7 protein-coding genes and 1 tRNA gene are annotated in these 6,221 nt (G+C 70.1%); 2 read left to right on the top strand and 6 right to left on the bottom strand.

What is annotated here, in order from left to right; all coding sequences use genetic code 11:
- The coding region (locus EON91_RS06810; protein WP_292092775.1) for a ribonuclease HII at positions 1–549 on the top strand (549 nt) is incomplete at its 5' end.
- A 154-nt stretch (positions 550–703) separates the two neighbouring features.
- On the opposite strand, the gene EON91_RS06805 is transcribed toward EON91_RS06810, so the two are convergent.
- The 3 genes from EON91_RS06805 to pyk form a co-directional block, all read right to left on the bottom strand.
- Positions 704–946, bottom strand: coding sequence for a hypothetical protein (locus tag EON91_RS06805; RefSeq protein ID WP_292092774.1), 243 nt, complete (start codon positions 944–946; stop codon positions 704–706).
- A 61-nt stretch (positions 947–1,007) separates the two neighbouring features.
- Positions 1,008–2,048: a DNA adenine methylase gene (locus tag EON91_RS06800; protein ID WP_292092772.1), complete on the bottom strand. Its 1,041-nt coding sequence runs from the start codon at positions 2,046–2,048 to the stop codon at positions 1,008–1,010.
- Between the two features lie 8 nt (positions 2,049–2,056).
- Positions 2,057–3,502 carry a pyruvate kinase gene (pyk, locus tag EON91_RS06795; RefSeq protein WP_292092770.1) on the bottom strand — a complete coding sequence of 482 codons (1,446 nt, stop codon included), beginning with the start codon at positions 3,500–3,502 and terminating at the stop codon, positions 2,057–2,059.
- 154 nt (positions 3,503–3,656) lie between these two features.
- Here pyk and EON91_RS06790 point away from each other — a divergent pair, with 154 nt between their 5' ends.
- Positions 3,657–4,358 (top strand): VIT family protein, encoded by a 702-nt coding sequence (locus EON91_RS06790; RefSeq protein ID WP_292092769.1) that lies wholly within the window; start codon positions 3,657–3,659, stop codon positions 4,356–4,358.
- A gap of 4 nt (positions 4,359–4,362) precedes the next feature.
- On the opposite strand, the gene EON91_RS06785 is transcribed toward EON91_RS06790, so the two are convergent.
- From EON91_RS06785 to EON91_RS06775, 3 genes are all read right to left on the bottom strand, one after another.
- A tRNA-Leu gene (locus EON91_RS06785) sits at positions 4,363–4,447 on the bottom strand.
- A gap of 25 nt (positions 4,448–4,472) precedes the next feature.
- Positions 4,473–5,900: a M20/M25/M40 family metallo-hydrolase gene (locus EON91_RS06780; protein WP_292092768.1), complete on the bottom strand. Its 1,428-nt coding sequence runs from the start codon at positions 5,898–5,900 to the stop codon at positions 4,473–4,475.
- Between the two features lie 66 nt (positions 5,901–5,966).
- Positions 5,967–6,206, bottom strand: a complete 240-nt coding sequence (locus EON91_RS06775) for a DUF3297 family protein (protein WP_292092765.1) — start codon at positions 6,204–6,206, stop codon at positions 5,967–5,969.
- Positions 6,207–6,221 lie beyond the last annotated feature (15 nt).

The following is a 6,221-nucleotide window of genomic DNA, read 5'->3' as shown; positions in this document are numbered from 1 at the left end:
GACGAGGCGGGACGGGGGCCGTGGGCGGGGCCGGTGTCGGCGGCGGCGGTGATCCTGAACCCCGACGACCTGCCGGACGGGATCGACGATTCCAAGGTGCTGAACCACGCCCGGCGTGAGGCGCTGGAGATCCAGATCAAGGCGCGGGCCGTCGCCTGGGGCGTCGGCTTCGCCTCGGTCGAGGAGATCGGGGAGCTGAACATCCTGCACGCCACCGGCCTGGCCATGTGCCGAGCGATCGAGGCGTTGTCGGTGACGCCGACGGTGGCGCTGGTGGACGGCAACTATCGGTTCAAGCTGCCGTGCGACGTGACGACGGTGGTCGGGGGCGACGGCCTGTCGCTGTCCATCGCGGCGGCGTCGATCCTGGCCAAGACGGCGCGCGACCGGCTGATGATCGAACTGGACGCGACCTATCCCGGCTACGGCTTCGCCAGCCACAAGGGCTATAACGCCCCGGTCCATCAGCAGGCGCTGAAGACCCTGGGGCCGTGCCCGGCGCATCGTCGCGGATGGAGCCCGATCCGGGCGCTGCTGGAAGAAATGTAGCGCCCTTCTCCCCTCGGGGGAGAAGGTGGCTTGCGGAGCAAGACGGATGAGGGGGCTGGTTGTTTTACCCTCGACCTCAAGCCGTCTGCACGTTGACAGAGCCCCCTCATCCGAGCGCCTCCGGCGCCCACCTTCTCCCCCGAGGGGAGAAGGGTTAGAGGGCCAGGGCTGAGCCGGCGATGACGCCCATCAGCATGGCGACCAGGCAGCCGATGGCGATGACCATCCAGCGCGGCACGGCGCGGTCTTCGGCCGGGGGCGCGGTGACGGTGACGGTGCGGTCGGGTGCGGCGCGCCAGGCCAGGGCGTCGAAGGCGTCGACGGGGCGGGCGCCCCATTGCCCGTAATTTGGGCTGGCGCGGTTCAGCGGGCTCTCATAGGGGGCGTACTGTTCCATGCGGCCGTAACGAAACCGTCATGCAGATCGTTCCGCAGGCGTAAGGATCAGGCCGCCCTGGTCATGCGGCATGGGGCAGGGCCGCCGCGCGATCGCCGACCAGGAACAGATATTCGACGTTGCGCAGTCGCCCGATGGTGCCGACCTTCTCGCCCTTCGGATTGTGGATGCCGATCCGGGCGCCGACATAGCGGGGGCGGGGAATCTCCATCACCCGCACCGGGCCGCGCGCCGACAGCATGGCCACCAGTTCGTCGCGGGACAGATAGCCCTCGTCATTGAACGAGACGATCAGGTTCGGCGCCTTCAGCGCCCCGATCACGGCGGCCAGCGCCGGGCCGATGCCGGGGCGGCTGTTGAACGGGCTTTTACGGGTGCGGCAGTCGATCCGCTTGTTCGCCACGCCATAGGTTTCCGGCTTGTCCCACAGGGTCAGGCTTTCCCAGACGTGGTAGTTCGACAGATAGGAATGCTGATTGTACGGCGGGTCCAGATAGACCAGATCGGCCTCGACCTGGGGGGCGATCTCGACCGCGTCGGCGCGGGTGGCGCGGCAGGGGCCGGCGGCGACGCCGGGCAGCAGGTCGGGACTGCGCAGCTCCAGCGGTTTCAGCGCGCGCGGGGCCCACTGCTTCATATAGGCCATCTGGACCCCGGCGGTGGAATCCACCCGGTCGGCGGCCTGCATCAGGGCGACCAGGACCACGGCCTTCAGCTCAGGCTCCAGCCCCATCGCCTCGATTCGCTCGCGCATGGCGTCGATGCGGGCGCCGTTGTCGGGATGGAAGAAGCGGGCCTGCTCGCAATAGGCGGCGGTGAACCAGCCGGCCCGTGGCGTCACCGTGCGCAGCTCGGCCAACACCGCCTCGGCGCGATCCAACCAGCGCTCGCGGTCGGCCTGGACCATGGCGGTGGCCAGGGTGTGGGCATAGGCGTTGTGATCGTTGGACCAGACCTGAAAGCCCATGGCCTTCAGTTCGCGCCCGACGCGGGCCGAGCCGGAAAACAGGTCGCAGACCCGCCCCCCGTCCGGCAACAGGGCGCTTACCGCCCCGGTCAGCGGCCCCAGCATCCCGCGCTTGGAGCCGATGTATTTGATCATTCCCGCCGTCAGGTTTTCCGGGCGCGTTTCGTCGCCCGCGCCGGAGCATGCGCCAGTCGCAGCAGATTCGCAGCCCCCGGCGCGCCGAAAGGCGTTCCGGCCAGGATCAGCACCCGCTGGCCCGGCTCGGCCAGGCCGAATTTCATCGCGCTTTGCACCGCGTCCTCGGTCACGTCCTCCAGCGAGGCCGGCTCCTTGCCCAACCGCGGCTCCAGCCCCCAGACCAGCGACAGGCGGCGCGCGGTGTCGGGATTGGGCGTCAGGGCCAGCACAGGCTGCAACGGCCGCTCGCGCGACATTCGCCGGGCGGTGCCGCCCAAGGTGGTGAAGACGACCATACAGGCGGTCGACTGGGCCTCGGCCGCCTTGCGCGCGGCGGCGACCAGGGCGTCGACGTCGTCGATGTCCATGCCCGCATGGTCGGCGTCCATCAGGCCGGGCCACAGGGGGTCGCGCTCCACCCGCTCGATGATCCGGTTCATGATCTCGACCGTTTCCAGCGGATAGGCGCCGGACGCCGTCTCGGCCGACAGCATCAGGGCGTCGGCGCCTTCGTACACCGCATTGGCCACGTCCGACGCCTCGGCCCGGGTCGGGGCGGGCGAGGCGGTCATGGATTCCAGCATCTGGGTGGCGACGATGGCGGGCACGCCGCGCTGGCGGGCGGCGCGCAGGATCTTCTTCTGCGCGACCGGCACTTCTTCGGGGTCCAGCTCGACGCCCAGGTCGCCACGCGCGACCATCACGCCGTCGCAGTAGTCCAGGATGCTGTCCAGATCGTTCAGGGCCTGCGGTTTCTCGATCTTGGCCAGACAGGCGGCCTTGCCCCCAACCAGGCGTTTCAGCTCGGCCATGTCCTCGGCCTTCTGGACGAAGCTCAGGGCGACCCAGTCGACGCCGATGCGCAGGGCGAAGGCCAGGTCCTCGCGGTCCTTGGGGGTCAGGGCCGAGACCGGGATGACGGCTTCGGGCACGGCGACGCCCTTGCGGTCCGACAGTTTCGAGCCGCTCTCGACCGTGACGTCGGCCCAGTCGTCGGCGCGCTGGCCGACCCGCAGGCGGATGCGCCCGTCGTCGATCAGCAGCGACATGCCGGTGCGCAGCGCCTTGAAGATTTCCGGATGCGGCATCTGCACCCGCGTCTCGTCGCCGGGGGTCGGGTCCAGATCAAAGCGCATCGTGTGGCCCGGCTTGACCGCGATCTCGACGTCCCTGAACCGGCCCAGCCGCAGCTTGGGCCCCTGCAGGTCGGCCAGCACGCCCAGCGGGCGTTGCAGCGCCAGCTCGGCGCCGCGCACGGCCTTCAGCGCTGCGGCGTGGTCTTCGTGCGTGCCGTGGCTGAAGTTCAGGCGGAAGACGTCAACCCCGGCCTGGGCCAGGGCCTTGACCGTGCCGGGCGCCCGGCTGGCGGGACCAAGGGTGGCGACGATGCGCGCGCGCCGGGCTCTGTTCATGGGGCTCTTCTTCGGGCTTCGCCTGGGGCGTCAGGAGCGTTCGACCCCTTGTGCCAACGATCGCGCGCGGGGGTAAGGGCGCAGCGTCCGTCGAAACATGATGTTATGCTAGGGCCTGGCGGCATCGCCCGTCGCAGCTAAGGGCATCGTTCGGATGACCAGGCTCTCTGTCCATCGTGAAAGTCATCTGGTGCAGCGAGTCGGCTGGATGCGCGCCGCCGTGCTGGGCGCCAATGACGGCATCGTCTCGACCGCCAGTCTGGTGGTCGGCGTCGCCGCCGCCGGATCGTCGAAACAGGCCGTTCTGGTCGCCGGGGTGGCGGGTCTGGTGGCCGGGGCCATGTCCATGGCGGCGGGGGAATACGTCTCGGTCAGCTCCCAGTCGGACACCGAAAAGGCAGACCTGGCGCGCGAGACGGCGGAACTGGCCGGCGATCCCGAGGCGGAGCGGCGCGAACTGGCCGGTATCTATGAAAGCCGGGGGCTGGAGCCGGCCCTGGCCCGTCAGGTGGCCGAGCAGATGATGGCCCATGACGCCCTGGGCGCCCATGCCCGTGACGAGCTGGGCATTTCGGAAGTCATGATGGCGCGGCCGATCCAGGCGGCCGTGACCTCGGCCGCGACCTTTGCGGTCGGCGCGGCCCTGCCACTGGTGGCGGTCGTACTGGCCCCTGTGGGCGTCGTCACCCCGGTGGTCGCCGTGACGACATTGGCGGCGCTGGCGCTGCTGGGCCTGGCCGGCGCGCGGACGGGCGGCGCTGCGGCCCTGAGGCCGGTGGTGCGCGTCGTCTTCTGGGGCGCGGTCGCCCTGGCCGTCACCGCGGGGATCGGCGCCCTGTTCGGGGTCGCGGTCTAGATCGTGGTGCGAGCGGCGGGGGTCGAACCCGCATGACCGAGGTCGAGCGATTTTAAGTCGCTTGCGTCTACCAGTTTCGCCACGCTCGCGGCGGCCGGGCCAGGCTGGCCCGGATCAGTGCGTACCCGTATCCGCCGGACGCATCGACCGGAAGTCCACGTCCGAATTGGCGATCAGCCAGATCAGACCGGCCCAGGCGGCGACGTTCTGGGTCATCTGGGCCGGGTCGATCTTGTCCAGGGTGTCGTCGGCGGTGTGGTGCAGGTCGAAATAGCGGCTGCCGTCCTGAGCCAGGGCGAAGACCGGCACGCCCGCAGCCGCCAGCGGGCCGATGTCGACGCCGCCGTACAGCTCCGGCTCGTTCGACGGCAGGACGCCGATCGGGCGCAGCACGCGCGCGGCGGCGCGGGCGAAGTCGCTGTCCTGGGCGCCCGGCGACAGGCGCAGGGCATAGACGCGGTCGGCGCCGAAATCGCTTTCGCCGGCGACGATATGCTGGGCCACCTTGTCGCCCTGGCCGCGCACATAGGCGCCGCCGCCGTTGCCGGTGTTGGTCGGCTGGGCGACCTCTTCGGAGCCATACAGGACCACGCGGATGGTGCGGTCGGCGCCGCCCTGTTCGGCGATGGCCTTGGCCGCCGCGATGGTGATGGCGCCGCCGGCCGCGTCGTCGATGGCGCCGGTGCCCAGATCCCAGCTGTCCATGTGCGAGCCCAGGACGACGATCTCGTTCGGGCGCGTGCGGCCCGGCAGGTCGGCGATGACGTTCTGGGACTTGGTCTCGTAGGTGCGGGCGGTCGAGGACAGGCGCAGGCGCACCGGCTCCTTCATCCCGACCAGGCGGCGGACCTGATCGGCGTCGGGGGCGCTGAGGGCGAACGACGGGATGGTCGGCCGGCCATCGACGTAGCTGGTGGTGCCGGTGTGCGGCATGCGGTGCTCGTCCGAACCGGCCGAACGCATGACGAAGGCGACGGCGCCGCGCTTGGCGGCCTCGGCCGGGCCACGCCCGCGAATGCGCGACAGCGAGCCGTAGCCCGAGCCGTCCTGCATCCGCACCATCTGGCCGCCATCCACGACCGCGATCTTGCCGGCCAGCGAGCCCTCGGGCGCGGCCAGCAGGGCGTCGAAGCCGTCGAACCAGACAATGTCGCCCTCAACCCCGCCCTGCGGCGTGGCGGGCGAGTGGCCCAGGGCGGCGACGATCAGGTTTTGCGGCCGGGCGCCCAGCAGCTGGGCGCTTTCCTGACCGCGATCCCAGCCGACCAGCGGGAATTCCTCGATGTGGACGTTCTGGAAGCCCAGCCGCTTCAGATAGTCGGCGGCCCAGGCGGCGGCGGCCTGTTCCGACGGCGAACCGGCCGGACGGGCGCCGAAGCGGGTCGTGACCTCGGTGACATAGTCCAGCGCGACGTTCGACTGCAGCGCCTTGTCGCGCACCTGTTCGGCGGCGCGGATGGTCGCGGCGTCCTGGGCGAAGGCAGGAACAGAGGCGACCAGACCCAGGGCCAGGGTGGTGACGGCGAACAGACGATTGGACATCGGACGGCTTTCCAGACTCACGGACGAGGCCCGGACCCTAGCGGCTCAGGTCGCCGTCCGAAAGGCTCAGCCGTGCTGGAAGAAGGGCTCGACCGGGCCTTGCAGCTTGACGGTCAGGGCCTTGCCGCGACGATCGACGCGGTTGCCGACGGCCAGACGGACCCAGCCTTCGGACACGCAATATTCCTCGACGTTTGTCTTTTCCTCGCCCTTGAAGCGAATGCCGATGCCGCGCGCCAGCAGTTCGGCGTCGTGGAAGGGGCTGTCGGGATCGACCGAGAGACGATCGGGCAGGGTGTCGGACATGAGGGATCTCGTGAA

This window comes from Brevundimonas sp. (assembly GCF_004210735.1).
In the GTDB taxonomy this organism is placed as follows: Bacteria; Pseudomonadota; Alphaproteobacteria; order Caulobacterales; family Caulobacteraceae; genus Brevundimonas.
The sequence above is the reverse complement of the archived record's forward strand: the minus strand, read 5'-3'. Positions and strand labels throughout refer to the sequence as shown.